Raw genomic sequence first — 15,217 nt, forward strand, 5'->3', positions numbered from 1 at the left:
GCGCTCATCTTCGCGGAGCCTGACTTCCTGCTGCTCGACGAGCCGACGAACAACCTCGACCGCGAGGGACGCGCGGCGGTGATCGATCTTCTCGCCGATTGGCGGGGCGGCGCGATCATCGTCAGCCATGACCGGGAGCTGCTCGAAACCATGGACGCCGTCGTCGAGCTGACCTCGCTCGGAGCCGCGCGCTACGGCGGCGCTTGGAGCCAGTATCGTGAACGCAAGACCCTCGAGCTCGCTGCGGCCCGGCGCGATCTGGCGGACGCCGAGAGGCGCGTCGACGAGATCGACCGAAGGGCGCAGGAGGCCACCGAGAGGAAAGAGCGCAAGGACCGTGCAGGCCGGAGGAAGCGTGCAAAGGGCGACATGCCGCGGATCCTTGCAGGGATGCGGAAAGACCGAAGCGAGGACACGGGCGGAGAGCGTGCCCGCCTCGCCGAGCGGCGGCGCACGCAGGCTCTCGAGGCGGCCGCCTCCGCTCGTGAGCGCATCGAAGTCCTTCAGCCACTCTCTGTCGTTATCCCCCCGACAAACCTGCCATCCGGCAAAGCGGTCCTGACGATCGACGCCGTGAGCGCCGGTTACGAGCCGAAGCGGCCCATCGTCAAAGGTCTCTCCCTCGCCATCACCGGGCCGGAGCGCGTCGCCATCGTCGGGCCGAACGGCTCCGGCAAGACGACGCTCCTGGCGCTCGTCACCGGACGGTTGCGGCCCTGGACCGGAACCGTACGGGTCATGACGGATTTCGCGATGTTCGACCAGCAGGTGGGCCTTCTCGATCCATCGGCCTCGATCCGGGACAATTTCCGACGACTCAATCCGAAGGCGGATGAGAATGCCTGCCGTTCGGCTCTCGCCCGGTTCATGTTCCGGGCCAATGCGGCGCTACAGATCGTCTCTAGCCTCAGCGGCGGGCAATTGCTGCGGGCTGGCCTGGCCTGCGTGCTGGGCGGGCCGACCCCGCCCTCCCTCCTGATCCTCGACGAGCCGACCAACCATCTGGACATCGACTCCATCGAGGCTGTCGAGGCGGGATTGCGGGCCTATGACGGCGCGCTGCTGGTCGTCAGCCACGATGAAGCGTTCCTCGATGCCATCGGGGTCTCCCGCAGGGTGGATTTCGGACGGGCGCACACCTGATCTGGTGGTCTTTGCTACCGAATGCCGGATTTCCTCCTGTTCAGCCAGACCCCATTTTCCGCGCCCAAATCACTGTGGACCTTGCCTTGTGCGGATCACGCACCCTCTGTGGGCATCGAAACTCATCAGAGCGGCGACACACAATCCCCCGTCGAGGATGTCGTCCAGATCGCGCCGGGCGAAGGCGGGGTGATCGCCCGTGGGGACGAGAAGATCGCCGTGTGGCGGGACGACAACGGTGATCTCCATGCCCTCTCGGCGAGTTGCACGCACAAGGGCTGCACCGTGACCTGGAACAACGCGGACTAGACTCGGGACTGTCGCTGCCATGGTTCGATGTTCGAAGCCGACGGGACAGTGATCCATGGCCCCGCCCGTGAGCCGCTGCCATCACGACTGATCTGAAGGCCGCGGGAACTATGTTGCGCGAATATCTGGAACGATCAGTCCTTCGGGCGATTGAGCGAGTAATACATGGCAAGGAACCCCCATCAGCCGGTCGCCCCCAAGGCCGTATGTCGAACCGATGCGGAGAAAGCGATGAGGACACCATCATTGAGCGTTGCCTGTCTTTTGGCGCTGACAGCACCAAGTCTCGCCCAATCACCGCAGACGGCTCGTGCTACCTTTGTCGATGCCAGGGGCCAGCAGGTTGGCAGCGCCACCCTGACGCAGATGGCCAACGGTGTTCTCATCAACATCGACCTATCCGGGCTCCCGGCCGGCGAGCACGGCTTCCATATTCATGAAACCGGCAAGTGCGAGCCGAACACCCGCTTCGAGTCCGCTGGTGACCACTACAGCTTGCAAGGGCAAAAGCACGGCCATCACTCCGAGGGCGGTCCGCATGCCGGCGACATGCCCAACCAGTTCGTCGGCCAGGACGGCAGGCTGCGCGCCCACGTGATCAACACCAACGTGACGCTCGGCAATGGTGAGGGCAGTCTGTTCGACCAGGACGGGTCGGCCATTCTCATCCACGCCAAAGCGGATGATTACCGCTCGCAGCCCTCGGGCGAAGCCGGTGACCGTCTCGCCTGTGCCGTGGTGGCAAAGTAGCCCGGAATCCTTGAAATGTGCGGTTCAAATGCATGTTTGTAGCCGGGAGTAGCGCTCCCGGCACGCATGGCTGAGCGACCCCTCACAGTGCTGATCATTGGCCGGTTTCTAAACAGCGGAGCTTTACCTGCATGCCTATTTCTCTGCCGAGCCAGCCCTATCCTGAGCCGACCCCGGCCGATCCCGATCCGGCACCCGTCAGCCCGCCCACTCCTCCCGAGACATCACCGCCCGAGCCCATCGGAGTGCCACAACCACACCACAGGAGATCCCCGTCACGCCTACAATTCCGCAGCCTACAGCGTGACAAGCGTTTTGACAGTATCAGCCCATCTGGCTAGCGGCCGTGATGCCCCACCCAGGCCCGGACAGCCACGAGCATTGATACGTCCCCACTGAGCCTGGTGATCCGGTCCTTCATGCCTTGCCGGACGGATTACCGGCTCAAATCATCGTGCAAGCCCCGGGATACACACATCAACGGGCAGAGTAGCAGAACCTGCTCCTTCGGCAGTCGTTACGCTTGCACGCGGCTTGGAACGCACCAACCCTGTAGGAGATACGATATGCTGAAGATCATCACAGCCGGTCTGCTGGCCTCGGTCCTTGCCTTGCCGGCCCTCGCACAGACTAGCCTGGCTCCAGCCCCGGGTGCTCCGAACAATACTGGCGGTGCTGCGCCCGGCGCCGGCTCACCCGCGGGTAACGTGAACTTCATTCAGACCCGTGATCCAGAGCACTTCCGGACCTCAGATCTGATCGGCCGGGACGTGTATGGAGCCAACAACGAGGATATCGGCGAGATCAACGATGTTCTCGTGGACCGCTCCGGTCGGGTGACCGCTGTGGTTCTGGGTGTGGGTGGTTTCCTCGGGATCGGTGAGAAGGACGTCGCGGTCCCGATGCAGGCGCTTCAGTTCCAGATGAACACGGCAGCCAATACTGCAGGTGCTGGCAATACGGGTGCGGGGAATACCGCAAACACGCCTGCCACGACCGGCAGCACGGGTGCGGGCGGAGCAACTGCGACGGGCAGGAACACCGGCACGACTGGCGCGGCCAACACCAGCAACAATGCCAACACCGCGGCGGCAGGCAACAATGACGATGCACAGCGGATCATGGTATCACTGACCCGCCAGCAACTGGAGCAGGCACCGGCTTTCCAGGATAACAACCGCAACAACACAGGTGGCAACACGGGTGGTGCGACAACCGGCAACACGAATGCACCACGGCAGTAAATATAGGACAAAGCAGCCCCGCCCTGCTCACGTTGAGCGGGGCTTTTCGTCAAAACCTTGGCAGCGGATTTCCGGGCTTGCCGGGCAGGTAGTCCGGTTCTGAACCGGGTCCTGTTGGATCGCCAATCCCGGGATCATCGGCAGGGTACGGTGTTCTGGGACCGGTCGGTCCCTGATCGGGCATCTCGTCAGGCTCTGAAGTGGGTGGCATCTCGCCTGGGATCTGCCCTCCGGGCGTGGGCTCATCGCCCGGAGATCGGGGTTGTCCGGGGCTGCTCAGGGACATCGGGTTCATGATCAATCCTACATCAAACATTGGGCTCAAGGCGGCTCAGGCGGGTTTCGTTGCGTCCCGAATCCGCGCATGGCTGCGGGCGAGAGGCTGCGCCTCCTGCGGCGGCAACGTGTTGGGGCCAAGTTGACCGCCAGTGCTAGGATCCGGTTGTTCACACTCGCCCGTCCAAGGCCTGTCTGGCGACTACGGCGAAGCACAAGCCCGTCTCGCTTGCGGATCCGCTGCTCAACACGCTGATCGGCTCGAACGTTCGGCGATGCCCCCGATCGGATGGCATCTTCAATCCCCTGCGGCCCGGGTGAGTAGGAGGCACAGTCATGCTGGGCCCCCGTCGTCGTGACTCAGGTATTTGCTCCAGCCTTGCGTCGACCCTTGCTACCGGACGTGCCGCTTATGCCCGCTTCTGTGCTGTCGCCCTGAGCACCGCTCAGGCCTGTGCCAGCTGCCCCCGTGGTGCTGCCAATACCTATACTGCCTGCCGTGCCGGCCGCCGTGCCCTGGCTCGTGCTCTGTTGCTGAACGCGCAGGTTGTTCTGCACATGGGTGACACCGGAGACCCGCTCCGCACAGTCTTCAGCCCGGCGCTTGGCCTCTCGGCTGTCGACGGTGCCGGACAGGGTCACTTCGCAATTCGAGACGCTCACTTCGATCTCGGAAGCATCCACATAGGGATCATCCGTCAGCCGGTCGCTCACGTCCTCACGAATGCGCTCGTCGGAGCGGGTGTAGCCCTTCGGCCCGCGACCGCGGTGATGCTGAGCGCCTTGGTCACCCTGGCGGGCATCCTGCTCTCGCCGACGCGCCGCGTCATCGTTGCCAAACCAGGATGCCATCTCGTCCGTGGCTCGGTCCCAGCCGCTGCGTTCGCCACGATAGCCCCATGTGTCCTGATGAGGTCTCCGCTCGTGGCCGCCCCATTCCTGGTCCGCGCCATAGAAGCCACGGTTGCGGTCGTTGCCGCCATAGCCGCGCTCGGAACTGCCGCGGCCATAGTCCTGGTACGAGCTGCCGTACCCTTCAACACCGTATCCGCCACCGTAATCGCGGCCACCGCGCGATCCGGTCATGTCACGGCTACGATAATCGCTGCCGTAGAGATCACCCATACGCTCGGTGCCACGTCCGCCGCGATACTCGCCCCCACGCCCACCACGGCGATAATCCTCATTCCGCCAACGGTCGCGATCATCATCACGATAGCCGTAGCGCTCCTGGTCGTTCCTCCAGCGATCATTCTGTGCCATGGGTAGGCTCCTTGTTGATCAACATGAAAGGGTCGCCGTCGCGGACGGACCGTTTGAGGAACGAAGGGCCCACAGATCCGTTCCGACCTGACGAACTTGGCCGTTGGCTGGACTGACCTAGCGGCAGGTTCCTTCAACGCAGGCCGGAACAAGGACCTGGCGCATGAGTTCCCTTGATCAACACTCGCGGTCTCTGGAGGCGACCCATGAGCGCGAATGTCCTCGATGTCTTCGACAAGACATTGCAAACCACCCACATCTGGCTTGATGAGTTGATGGCCGAGACTGGTCCCGACCGGCAGGTTGCCTGGCATGTGTTGGGCGCAGTGCTATGTGCCATCCGCGACCGCGTTCCGCTGGAACTTGCCGTGCATCTCGGCTCCCGGCTGCCGCTTCTGGTGCGCGGCATCGACTATGACCAGTGGCATGCCCCTGGGCGCATGGATGAAAAGCCCCGCTCGCTCGATGAGTTCCTGCAGCCCATCGGCGAACAATTGGCGCAGATCCGCCCAATGAATGCTCGCGCGGCGACCAGAGCCGTGTTCACGGTCCTGGCACGCCATGTGGATCCGGGACAGGCCGAGAAGGTCAGGCATGCCCTTCCGGCGAGGTGCAGACACTCTGGCCGGCGGCCCACACCTGGGTGGAGGTGGAGCGCTCCGGTGCAGGAGGCGGAGAAATCGCGGCCGATAGAACCCGGTTTCCGCGGCGTTAGAGAGGATTGAGCGTGTTGAGAGTTGATCGATCCCGTCGCAACGCCTCCGCCACAGCCATTGCTGTGATCGGAGCAGGTTTTGCTCTTGCCAGCGCGGTCACGCTGCTGCGCTGCAGCCGAAAATTTGCGGACTGATCACTTCGGTGGCCGACATCTCAGCAACGAGCACGACCAGAAATGGAGATGGAGATATGCATGTATCGGAAGTGATGACCCGCGACGTGCGCGTCGTCAGCCCCCACCAGACGATCCAGGATGCGGCCAAGATGATGTCGGACGTCGATGCTGGCGTGTTGCCTGTAGGCGAGAACGACCAGCTTGTTGGCATGATCACCGACCGGGATATCGCCGTGCGCGGCATCGCTCAGGGCAAAGGTCCTGACACGCCTGTGCGGGAGGTGATGACCGCGGACGTGAACTACTGCTTCGAAGACGAGGACACAGATCACGTGGCCCGCAACATGGCAGACCAGCAGGTCAGGCGCCTTCCCGTCGTAAACCGGGACAAGCGGCTCGTCGGCATTCTGTCGCTCGGTGACCTTGCTGTCATGCAGGGCAGCCAGCCGGCAGGCGAGGCCCTGGCCGGCATCTCGCAGCCTGGCGGCGCCCATTCGCAAATGGGCGGGCCGCGTATGTGAGATGCGGCCGCGAGCAGGTCTCTCAGGCAGAGATTGCCACGCCTGCGAACGAGGCGTGCATCTGGAACGAGGAGGTAATGTCATGGTGAGCACAACTCGAAGTCCTCGGGCAGGTGCAGAGCAAGTATATGATCCTCCCCAGGTTGGATACGGGCACGAGGACGATGGACATGGCCGCACCAGAACCGATCCCGACACTGGCCCGCACCGCGGCCGTGGCCCGAAGGGGTACCGACGCTCCGACGCACGGATCGTCGAGCATGACTGTGAGCGCTTGGCCGAAAGCCCGCATGTCGGCGCGTCCGATATCGATGTCGCTGCCGTGAATGGTGGGGTGACGCTTACAGGCAACATCAGAAGCCGGATCGTGAAGCGGTATGCCGAGGATCTTGTCGAGAGCGTAAGCGGCGTGCGGCACGTCCAGAATAATCTGCGGATCCAACCCCGTACGAGCGTTCTCATGGGGGCTGGACGAGCCATAGGTTCGGGTGGCGGTCAGACCGGCGGCGGGAACACTCCAACCATTGTCTGAGATTCAGTGGGAGATGAGCTATGGCGGCGCATGCCGGTGAGACAGCGAGGCAGACTGGCGATTTCCGTTGCGAGAGATGCCACCAGCAGGTGCACGTGATGAAGGGCAGGACGATCCCGAAATGCCCGCACTGTGGAAACGGCACCTTCGACACGCGTTACCATGAGCCAGACTCGAAGAGTAGCTGAGACAGCCTGATCCAGTGGGAGGGCAATATGAACATTGATGACTTCCGACAAATGTACGTGACCGAACTGCAGGAATTGCGCTCGGTCGAGGCGCAATTGGTGGACGCCTTGCCCAAGATGACGGACATGGCGAACCACCCCGAACTCAAGCAGGCGATCCAGGATCATCTCCAGGAAACCCGTTCGCAACAGGATCGTCTGGACGAGATCCTGCGCCGGTGCAGTGCCGAGCCGCGCGAGCACGTTGATCAATCGATGCAGGCCATCGTGAGGGAAGCGGAGAAGTGGGCCAGGATGGTTCAGGATCCCGATCTGCGGGATGCGGGGCTGATCGCCTCGGCGCAACGGGTGGAGCATTATGAGATCGCCGTCTATGGCACACTTGCCACCTGGGCAAAGCAATTGGGCCTGGACGAGGACCTGCAAGCCCTGCACGCCATTCTCGAAGAGGAAAAGCGAACGGACGAAAAGCTGACCGGCCTTGCCAAGCGGATCGTAAACCCGGATGCGGCCTCCGCGTAGATGATCGCAAGCCGGTCCAGCGCGAGCGGGATCGAAGGACGCGCGCGAAAGGTCGACGGCGATATGGCTCAGGATCAATCATCCTCCACAGGCCAGTGGCCTGAGCATGAATCGGACGAGTATGCGGAATGGCAGATCCGCAGTGGTGGTGTGATGGTCTTACGGCTCGATCGCAAGACCGGCATAGGGCTCGGTGAATGGGAGAGGGTTGATCCAGATGCTCCCGATCATCGCGAGCCGCATACGATCTCTCCGGAAGAGGCGCGAGCGCTTGCCCGCGCCCGCGACCTGCGCTTCCGGGACGGCACAAAGGCTACCTGACCGTGGCCATTCAACCTGCGACGCATTCCGTCCCGACCGGGTTGAAGCTTGGTTATGCGGTGGCAACGCCGGTTATTGGCGCCGTCTATTGGCAGCGGTACGGGCCGCGGAACTTCCTGTGGGTCTCGGATCTTGCGCTCGCCTCCACGGCTCTGTCCGTGATCACGGAGAACCGGCTGCTCGCCAGCATGCCGGCAGTGGGCGTCCTGTGCCTGGAGTTTGCGTGGAACGCTGACTTCCTGACCCGAGGGCGCCTGCTGGGCCTTGCCGGATACATGTTCGACCGTCGCATGCCGCTCGGACTTCGTGCTCTCTCGCTATTCCATGTCGCGTTGCCCCCGACGCTCCTCTGGATGCTGCGCCGCTTCGGCTACGACCCGCGCGCCCTGCCTGCGCAGACGGCGCTGACCTGGGCCACCTTGTCGGCAAGCTATATTCTCACAAAGCCAGAGGAGAACATCAACTGGGTGTACGGACCCGGCCGCAAGCCGCAGCGGATCGTTGCTCCCCTGCTTTACCTCTGCCTTGAGATGATCGCCCTTCCCGTTGCGGTCTTCCTGCCGATGCACTTTCTCCTCAAACGCCTCTTCCCGCAGAGGCAAACTGTCCATCGTGCAGGTACGACACGCGAGAGGTCAGGTTTCAGGGAATACCCACATACCAAGCGTTCGGCTTGTACCCGACTTGGAGGTTCTCATGACCGAGAAACGTGATACCAAGCACGATCCGGTTGCCAGCGGCAGCCCATCTGCTCACCGTCCCGATCATCAGGGCGGCGATGCCGTTCAAAATGCACAGAAATGGGGCGGCGGCGGTTCCGGATCCAAGGGTAGTGCTAAGCCCTCTGGTAATCAGAACCAAAACTCGGGTGAAAAGACCTGAACTCACGCAGAACAAGCGCTGTTCCCAGCAGCGTATGCATGATCTCATGACAGGCCGAGTCAACGGTTTCATGCGCCCCATGCACGTTGCAGTGGGATCAGCCCACATGCCGCAATCCGACCTCGAGCGTTGCAGCTGATGCTGCTATCGTAGAATGAGCGGAGGTTCCCCCTTTTAGGTGCTCTCCTCGATATCAGCGTTTCCCGCTCTGCTTGTCAGTCTTGTGGTCTGGGCCAGTGTTCGGGTTGCCAGCGCCGCCCGTGCTCTGGTTTCCTACACCGCCACCCTGACTTGAGTTGCCAACGCCAGGTGCATTCTGATTGCTCGACGGACCTTTCTTGGTTTCGTTTGCCATAGCACAGCTCCTTTCGCACAAGTCAGCCTGAAAGTTCAGAAGGACGGATGGTGTTTGATGCCGTCAATGCCGTCCGCTAGCTAGTCTGCCCGGCGCCCCACCGTCTATCCGAGTTTCAGAGTCGAGGGGTCTTGCTTCTGTCCTGCCCGATCCTGTCTCGTCGTCTTCCGGCCAGGCCGGTCTGTGCTCTTCTCACGGGTCTTGTCGACACCACCCTGACTGTTGCCTGCGCTTTGTGTCATCTGGCTTCTCCTCAGGATTCGCCGTCGGCAGGATCCTCGACATAGGCGCGTTAAAGCTGGGTACGAGCACCGGCATAGATAATTAAGAAGGCCAGGCGGAATACGGCTTCTAGCGATACATTGCGATGTCTTTCGTTGCGCCGATTATCAGCGATAACCAAGCGAGGAGGTGGAGCAGTCATCTCCATCCAGGGATCTACCTATGAATTGGCTAGACTGAAGCGTAGCGTATAATTGTCGAGCGTACCTGGAAGGGGGCGGTCGGGCTGAAGCCTGTTCGGGTCTTGCAACGCGATACGGTGCTTTTCCAGGATCGCGGCAATCATCATGCTCCCGAGCATGGGTACGAAGTTGTGCGCCGGGCAGATGCCTGGGCCCTCACTGAAGGGGATCAGCGGCCAGCGTCGGGCGGGGGCGGCTTCAAGCCAGAGATCCGGGGCAAAGCGGTGCGCTTCCGGCAGGTTTTCATCATCGCGATGGAAGTAGGGCGCATAGATTACAACATGAGTGTTCTTCGGCAGAACGCCGCCGTGCCACTGTACGTCTTCCGTCGTCTCGCGCAGGATTGCCGGTGTTGTCGGCCAGATCCTCACCGACTCAAGGATACAGGCCCGCACAAAAGGCAGCTCTTCTCGATTGGCTCTTCCCGCAGTAGCAATCTCTTCGTTGACACGCCGCGCTGCTTCAGGATGTGAGGCAATAAGTGCGAGCGCCCGGAAGGTCGCAATGCCTCCCGGATCGAAGGCGAAGAGCCAATGCGCCACTTGGTCAGCAGAGGCGGTCACCTCCATGTTGGGTCTCGATGCGATCCGCGCCGCCAGGCTGCCGGGCTCGGCCCGCTTCAGATGCTCTTTCAGGCGTTCATGAAACCGTCGCTGCAGCTGCTTCCGGCCCGGATGAAGGAAAGCCCAATTGCCTGCGGCACGGAGCTTGGCCAGCATGTCTGTCAGATTTTGGTCATCGCGCGCCTCATGACCTAGGATGACACGCCGCACCACGCGGTACCAAGCCGTGATGAACGCATCCCAGCTCAGATCGTCGCCTGTCTCGGACAGCAATTTCCGCGCTTCGTCATCAACTACCGTTACAAAGCGGTTAGCCATCGAGTGGACTGGACGATCGTTCTCCAGCATCTCATCATTGAAGCGACGGCGCTCGGCGCGCTCGGGCGGTTGCGAGATGAGCGAAACCTTCTCCTCAAAATGCGCCAAGGCGGCATGCTTCTCAAGAGTCGACGGGGCAAAGGGCTCTGGGGCGCCCCGCAGCACCTGATGAACGTGCTCGGCGGTCAGGATCATCGCCTGGGGCCGCCCGGGAACAGCAAGCAACAGAGGCCCGCCTCCGTACTTTCTGCGCAGATACTGCATGCGCCGCACAGCCCGACCATCGAGGTTCAGCCGTTCCGCGAGCGCCACAACCCTTGGTCGGCGGATGAGTACACCCTTGCCAAGAGTGGGAACGACGACCTCGGCAAGAACGGCGAGCGTATCTTTGATGCTAGCTTTTGCGGGCCCGTCCCGGACCGCAGCATCCTGCCTTCTCATGTTACGCCTCCGAGATCATTGGTACTGTATCGTGGCGAAAATCAGTTCACGATCCTTCTTGTTCCGAGTGGCACCCGTGATACCGGATGTGATCTGGCCGGAGGGTGGGCGTCAGGTTGCTCCTTCCCCGGTGCTTAAGCAGAGCCAAACAGCTTCATTCAGGACTTCCTTAGTCGGACCCGATTGCAACCTGATGTCTTGTGACGGTATTGTCACGTTAACTCGGGTCTGCCCGGGTCTGCGTAGGCGGACTGGCATGAGCAAGCCCATCAGCTACAAACGCCGCGGCCGCTCACGGGCGAGCGCGTTGAGCAAGGAGCCTATTTCGTCAGGCTTTTTGCTGCGCTCGGTTCCGGGTTCGAGGCGGGTCCGGGGGTCGAGCATCAGCCGAGTAGCAGGATGGAATGGCGAGCTTGGTACAGGGGCGCTTTGGCGGCAGCGAAGTAGGCTGAGTTGTCGAGCAGGAACGCCATACGGCTGGCGTGCTCGGTGCGCCAGCAGGTCTCTCCAGGGCGCAGTAGCGAGGCCGTTTGGCTCTGGATGTCCTGCTTGGTATTGTGATGCACGAGTATCACCACTTCCGCAGGCGTAACAACCAATCTTCCATAAACCTCTCAGGCTGGATCTTGGTCCACGCAAACCAGGTTTTTGCTGTAGGATAGCTGATCCATCTCGCGATCATCGGTCTGAAAGCGGTCCAGAAATGGATCGGCCTGTATCCGCTATGGAGAAGAATATATCTTTCCCGAGAAATGACCCAGGTCTCTGCATGAACCACTGCTGCCTAGCACGTTCTCGGTTGCAGCTTTCGGGCTCACCAACCAAGCCCGAATAAAGACTACGCCGGTCATCAGGATCAGAGCGACCAGCGGCTGGCTTGGCCATACATCACGACACCACCTGCTACGCCTGCCATGAGAGACAGTCAGACCAGAAGGTGAAGAAGCGAGCTTCGACGAGGCTCCCGGCTCAGCGCGACTGCCGCAAAATCCTGTGCTTGAAAGATTTGCTCGTGCCCTTACAGTGGAGGTCCGGTTGACTTCCGGCGGTGTCACTAAGTGACCTTAGCGCCGAGCCTCTTCGACTCTTCCGCAATCGTCGAGCTTGGTTGCCTTTCAAAAGCGGAAGACATAGTGGCCTGACGTGACTTCGGAACCGCTGCTCCTGCTGCTGGTTGTCGCCGGATAGCAGGAGACCTCCACGATGAAGCTTGGTGATTTTCTGAAGCAGGTCGAGGGCCTCGACCCAAATACGATCCTATGCGTGGCAGAAGTTGATGAGGCATTCGGGTCGGAGATCGCGCAGGTCGAGATCGTCAACAATGCTCGGCAACGCAGCCCTGATGCCGCCGACCAGGAGGCTGTGGAATTCGCCAATGGTCAAGAGAAGGCAGTCATTCTACGCTGGTAAATGTCAGGTTCAGAGTTACGCTCCAAAATTCAGTGCGGCTACGGCACCTGCTCCGCCCTGATCCTTGCTTTTAAGCGGAAGCTGACGTGGTGCTTGGGTTTGGCAACGATCTAGATTTCAGCCGGTCCAGAGGAAAACGTCGTCGTTAGACCTGCAAACTTTGCTCACCAGAGCAGGATAGCGAAGCCCGACATGGATCTGGTTGGGCGCATACATCCGGATCGTACCAAACCCAGGGACGCGGCCATTTCCAGGATGCCTGTTATTCCAGCGCTTGGGAAGACGGCCGATCCAGGAGCGATAGGTATGCATCGCGCCGAGCAATCGGGCGCACTCTTGATTGAAAGCCTCTTCGAGTTCGTGATGCTCGTCATTCATGCGGTGCCTGCGCTCCTTGAGGGCCAGATGAGACTGAATGCGGCCATAGCAGTCTATTAGTCCTCTGGTCGCTGAATTCTAACTCAGGGAGAATGTTCCGGCCAATACACGTGGAAGCAGGTGCGGGTCCGGTTCGCGTTGTCCTCAAGAATCCCGCCAGCCCAGAAATGTCCAGATCACGGTCCGTCCGCCTGCGTCATTGCTCATCTAGGAAAGCGAAGAGACCGCTCTCGGTGGCAAGACCCACCCCCGGAACCTCCGCATCGTACTCACCGTTGGTCTATCACCAGCCGAAACTTGATGAACAGATGAGACCAGGAGGCGGCAAATGAGACGGTCGCAAATCGCGAGAGAAGGAAGAGGCCCCGAGGATTCTCAAAAAGTCAAGCATGGCGGCAATCGCGCCGGCAATCATGCGAAGGATTCAGGCGATAAATCAACGAAGAGCAGTCAGGCGGCTGGAAAGGACCCTCACCGGGGCGATCACTGAAGCATCCCAAGAGGTTGAGAAAGCTCTGCTGGCAGACACTCTAAGCCACACCTAAGGACATATATGACTGCGAGGAACTCATCCGTGGTCAGTTCGTTGGCCTCGGATCTGCTTTTCAAGGGAGTAAGCCGATGGCCACGGATGCCCGCTCAATTTACATCTCGGCATTGCGCAACACCCATGCCATGGAGCAGCAGGGCCTGCAGCAGATGGAAATCCAGGTTTCTCGACTGGAGAGATACCCGGACTATTCGGCACTCCTCAGCCGGCATATTGAGACGACGCGCCAGCAGGTGCAACGACTTGAACAGGCCCTCCAAGCCGCAGGTGAAAGCGCTTCCACCCTCAAGGAGGCCGTCACCAGTGCTGCCGGCAGTGTCGGGGCAACGGTGCATGGATTATTTCAGGACGAGATGCTCAAGAACCTCTACGCCGGATACGCCTACCAGTATGAACAGATCGCGGCCTATCGCTCGCTGATTGCGATTGCGGAGGCTGCCGGCGAGACGGCTCACGTTCCCGCCTTCCGCCAGTCCATCCAGGAGGAGGAGCAGGCGGCGCAGCAATCCGCAGAGCTGATTGAGCCGGTGACCCGCCAATATGTCGAGCTTACCACAAGCGGGGAAAAGGCCGATCGCTGACGGCACTTGTAGAACTTTTTCAGAGCGCAGGTGATCCAATCCGTGCCTTTGGCATGTATTCAACAATCATGCGGGAGAGTTCGTTCGCGCCCGTCTCAGCAAGGTGACAAGTCTGATGTGGCTGCATTGAATTGGGCGAGACCGCCGAAGATGCTGTGTTGCAGCTTCCAGCCAGATGTAAAGCTCAGCAGGCGACAGCGACTGCGCAGGAGATCCGCTCCACTCGCGCTGCGTTGATGCCTAAGCGGACCGATTGAGAAGGATGGCTATGTTTACACTGGAGATCGGCAGTAAACCAGTTGCAATCACTGACGCGGATGAGGCTCAGGCGCGGGCGATCTTTGAAAGTGATGAGTTCAAGAATGACCTGACCGTGATGACCAGCGAAGGAGCGCCCCTTTGGGACGGGAGAATGCCGCTGAAGGTCAGGCCAGCATCGGAGCAAGAGATTGCCGCGTTTGAGGCTCCTGACCTAGATGATGATCTTGATGACCAAAACGGAGACGGGTTGTTCGTGACATTCCTCGTTCCGATCGATCATGATCATGAAGAGGTATCGGCCATTCCGCCACAGCTTCAGAGTTGAGTGTCGCAGCCTCCGATAGGCTTCATGGCGCCTGCGGGAGAGCAATATGGGGTGGCTTGAGTGCCTGAACCGCCCTTTCGTAGGGCCCAAGCCTGAATGACCGTCCACGATAGAATGTGTGCAGCCCTCTCCGTTGCCTATGCAATTGCGGGGAACGGTCGTCGCTGATCCGCAGATGTCTCAGATTGGACACAATGAGAGCTGGCCGGTGACCGGAGACGAGCCGTGGACAGTCGCGAAGTGAAGATCCGGGTAAGAGCCTATGAGATCTGGAGGCGTCAGGGGCGCAATGGCGATCCGGCAGATCATTGGCGTGAGGCCGAGCACGAACTCAAGGCCCAGGAGGCGGCAGACACCCTACAGGGTCGCTCTGGGGCGACAGTCGAGGAGACGCCCCCTGTCGAAGCGGCCGAAGCTCTTGAATTGGCCGGCAACAGCCCTGGGAAGAGCAAACCCTCTCACCGGTCATCCAAAGGCTGAATGCGATATCGTGGGCACTTTTGCAGTAACTTGGAATAGGCATAGCGAGCCCCACCCGGGAGCTGACTTCAAGCGGCGAGACCGAAGCGCTGACTCACGCGGCGGACTTCGCCTGCCGTTCCTGGCTGTTGCAGGATGTAGTGCCCCCGTCGGATCATCCGCATCACCTCAAAACCGTTGATGGTGGCCGAGGCCGTTGTCATCCTCTGGAAGCCGCGCGCCGGCCGGATCGCCCGCTTGAGCGCACCATGATCCGCCGCGATAACATTCTTGCGGTATTTCGAGGTGCGATGCTCGACATCTTTCGA

At 60.8% G+C, this 15,217-nt stretch carries 20 protein-coding genes and 2 pseudogenes; 16 read left to right on the forward strand and 6 right to left on the reverse strand.

The genetic code is table 11. The features are described 5' to 3' along the window. The 4 genes and pseudogenes from GR328_RS25640 to GR328_RS26985 all read left to right on the forward strand — a co-directional run. Positions 1 to 1,143: ATP-binding cassette domain-containing protein (locus GR328_RS25640; protein WP_160888492.1), on the forward strand; the 1,143-nt coding region annotated here is incomplete at its 5' end. A 123-nt stretch (positions 1,144 to 1,266) separates the two neighbouring features. Next, positions 1,267 to 1,548, forward strand: a pseudogene (locus GR328_RS25645) (Rieske 2Fe-2S domain-containing protein); the annotation flags it as partial. Positions 1,549 to 1,683: 135 nt separating this feature from the next. Further along, positions 1,684 to 2,202, forward strand: a complete 519-nt coding sequence (locus tag GR328_RS25650) for a superoxide dismutase family protein (protein WP_160888493.1) — start codon at positions 1,684 to 1,686, stop codon at positions 2,200 to 2,202. Between the two features lie 566 nt (positions 2,203 to 2,768). Beyond that, a complete protein-coding gene (locus GR328_RS26985; RefSeq protein ID WP_205790312.1) occupies positions 2,769 to 3,446 on the forward strand; it encodes a PRC-barrel domain-containing protein in 678 nt (225 codons plus the stop codon). 49 nt (positions 3,447 to 3,495) lie between these two features. Here the strand turns inward: GR328_RS26985 and GR328_RS28410 are convergent, their stop codons facing one another. Beyond that, on the reverse strand, positions 3,496 to 3,732 hold the full coding sequence (locus GR328_RS28410; protein WP_425487080.1) for a hypothetical protein: 237 nt from the start codon (positions 3,730 to 3,732) through the stop codon (positions 3,496 to 3,498). A 350-nt stretch (positions 3,733 to 4,082) separates the two neighbouring features. Further along, complete coding sequence (locus GR328_RS25665) at positions 4,083 to 4,985, reverse strand: BON domain-containing protein (RefSeq protein WP_160888494.1); 903 nt, start codon at positions 4,983 to 4,985, stop codon at positions 4,083 to 4,085. A 206-nt stretch (positions 4,986 to 5,191) separates the two neighbouring features. On the opposite strand from GR328_RS25665, the pseudogene GR328_RS25670 reads away from it, so the two are divergent. From GR328_RS25670 to GR328_RS25705, 8 genes and pseudogenes are all read left to right on the forward strand, one after another. Next, positions 5,192 to 5,700: pseudogene (locus GR328_RS25670) on the forward strand (DUF2267 domain-containing protein). 191 nt (positions 5,701 to 5,891) lie between these two features. Continuing rightward, on the forward strand, positions 5,892 to 6,338 hold the full coding sequence (locus GR328_RS25675) for a CBS domain-containing protein (protein ID WP_160888496.1): 447 nt from the start codon (positions 5,892 to 5,894) through the stop codon (positions 6,336 to 6,338). Between the two features lie 82 nt (positions 6,339 to 6,420). Next, complete coding sequence (locus tag GR328_RS28690) at positions 6,421 to 6,870, forward strand: BON domain-containing protein (protein WP_160888497.1); 450 nt, start codon at positions 6,421 to 6,423, stop codon at positions 6,868 to 6,870. Positions 6,871 to 6,890: 20 nt separating this feature from the next. Continuing rightward, positions 6,891 to 7,058, forward strand: a complete 168-nt coding sequence (locus GR328_RS28695; protein WP_160888498.1) for a zinc ribbon-containing protein — start codon at positions 6,891 to 6,893, stop codon at positions 7,056 to 7,058. 27 nt (positions 7,059 to 7,085) lie between these two features. Beyond that, a complete protein-coding gene (locus tag GR328_RS25690) occupies positions 7,086 to 7,580 on the forward strand; it encodes a YciE/YciF ferroxidase family protein (protein WP_160888499.1) in 495 nt (164 codons plus the stop codon). A 63-nt stretch (positions 7,581 to 7,643) separates the two neighbouring features. Further along, on the forward strand, positions 7,644 to 7,901 hold the full coding sequence (locus GR328_RS25695; protein WP_205790314.1) for a hypothetical protein: 258 nt from the start codon (positions 7,644 to 7,646) through the stop codon (positions 7,899 to 7,901). A 2-nt stretch (positions 7,902 to 7,903) separates the two neighbouring features. Continuing rightward, a complete protein-coding gene (locus GR328_RS25700; protein WP_205790315.1) occupies positions 7,904 to 8,614 on the forward strand; it encodes a hypothetical protein in 711 nt (236 codons plus the stop codon). After that, a complete protein-coding gene (locus tag GR328_RS25705; protein ID WP_160888501.1) occupies positions 8,598 to 8,783 on the forward strand; it encodes a hypothetical protein in 186 nt (61 codons plus the stop codon). Before GR328_RS25700 ends, GR328_RS25705 begins: the two co-directional genes overlap by 17 nt. 797 nt (positions 8,784 to 9,580) lie before the next feature. On the opposite strand, the gene GR328_RS25710 is transcribed toward GR328_RS25705, so the two are convergent. Both GR328_RS25710 and GR328_RS25715 read right to left on the reverse strand, forming a co-directional pair. Next, positions 9,581 to 10,924 carry a cytochrome P450 gene (locus GR328_RS25710; RefSeq protein ID WP_160888502.1) on the reverse strand — a complete coding sequence of 448 codons (1,344 nt, stop codon included), beginning with the start codon at positions 10,922 to 10,924 and terminating at the stop codon, positions 9,581 to 9,583. Between the two features lie 383 nt (positions 10,925 to 11,307). Then, a complete protein-coding gene (locus GR328_RS25715; RefSeq protein WP_160888503.1) occupies positions 11,308 to 11,490 on the reverse strand; it encodes a hypothetical protein in 183 nt (60 codons plus the stop codon). Between the two features lie 637 nt (positions 11,491 to 12,127). Between GR328_RS25715 and GR328_RS25720 the strand changes: the two genes are divergently transcribed. Beyond that, positions 12,128 to 12,334, forward strand: a complete 207-nt coding sequence (locus tag GR328_RS25720; RefSeq protein WP_160888504.1) for a sugar phosphorylase — start codon at positions 12,128 to 12,130, stop codon at positions 12,332 to 12,334. Between the two features lie 117 nt (positions 12,335 to 12,451). Here the strand turns inward: GR328_RS25720 and GR328_RS25725 are convergent, their stop codons facing one another. Further along, the gene (locus tag GR328_RS25725) at positions 12,452 to 12,712 is read right to left on the reverse strand and encodes a hypothetical protein (RefSeq protein WP_160888505.1); all 261 of its coding nucleotides are present in this window, start codon (positions 12,710 to 12,712) and stop codon (positions 12,452 to 12,454) included. Positions 12,713 to 13,333: 621 nt separating this feature from the next. Between GR328_RS25725 and GR328_RS25730 the strand changes: the two genes are divergently transcribed. The 3 genes from GR328_RS25730 to GR328_RS25740 all read left to right on the forward strand — a co-directional run bounded on the left by GR328_RS25730 (position 13,334) and on the right by GR328_RS25740 (position 14,909). Further along, positions 13,334 to 13,843 carry a ferritin-like domain-containing protein gene (locus GR328_RS25730; RefSeq protein WP_160888506.1) on the forward strand — a complete coding sequence of 170 codons (510 nt, stop codon included), beginning with the start codon at positions 13,334 to 13,336 and terminating at the stop codon, positions 13,841 to 13,843. Positions 13,844 to 14,111: 268 nt separating this feature from the next. Continuing rightward, positions 14,112 to 14,429 (forward strand): hypothetical protein, encoded by a 318-nt coding sequence (locus GR328_RS25735; RefSeq protein WP_160888507.1) that lies wholly within the window; start codon positions 14,112 to 14,114, stop codon positions 14,427 to 14,429. Positions 14,430 to 14,654: 225 nt separating this feature from the next. Then, positions 14,655 to 14,909: a DUF2934 domain-containing protein gene (locus tag GR328_RS25740; RefSeq protein WP_343039490.1), complete on the forward strand. Its 255-nt coding sequence runs from the start codon at positions 14,655 to 14,657 to the stop codon at positions 14,907 to 14,909. A gap of 68 nt (positions 14,910 to 14,977) precedes the next feature. On the opposite strand, the gene GR328_RS25745 is transcribed toward GR328_RS25740, so the two are convergent. Further along, on the reverse strand, positions 14,978 to 15,217 hold a 240-nt coding region (locus GR328_RS25745; protein WP_160888508.1), incomplete at its 5' end, for a DDE-type integrase/transposase/recombinase.

The sequence above is a fragment of the Microvirga makkahensis genome, from assembly GCF_009830105.1.
In the GTDB taxonomy this organism is placed as follows: Bacteria; Pseudomonadota; Alphaproteobacteria; order Rhizobiales; family Beijerinckiaceae; genus Microvirga; species Microvirga makkahensis.